Here is a 355-nt window from a genome sequence, read left to right on the forward strand (position 1 = left end):
ATTCATCTTGTGATGAATATCGCCAAACACCTCCAGCCCCATTCCCTGGATCCCCGCCAGCATGGCGCGGCCATGTAATTCGTGGCGGGCAATCAGCGCGTCCATCCCCTCTTCCAGCATGATGCGTGCGCACTCACGGGCGGCAAACAGCATGCTGGTGGCTTCGGTATGGTGGTTCAGGCGTTCCGGCCCCCAGTAGTCCATCACCATGCCGAGATCGAAATAGTTTCTGCTTGAAAAAAAAAACAGCACAGCGACCCTGCGAGCGGCAGCCGCCTCCTCTTCATGTACGGCTGTCGCGGCTCTCGCACCGCATTCGTCACCAATCTACGCAACGCGCGAACCCGAGTCGCTA

Annotated in this window: 1 pseudogene; it reads right to left on the reverse strand. The window is 58.6% G+C overall.

The window, feature by feature from the left end:
• Positions 1–252, reverse strand: a pseudogene (locus BTM36_RS24445) (hypothetical protein); the annotation flags it as partial.
• Between the last annotated feature and the right edge of the window lie 103 nt (positions 253–355).

It is taken from the genome of Herbaspirillum sp. VT-16-41 (genome assembly GCF_001994935.1).
Classification (GTDB): domain Bacteria; phylum Pseudomonadota; class Gammaproteobacteria; order Burkholderiales; family Burkholderiaceae_D; genus Herbaspirillum; species Herbaspirillum frisingense.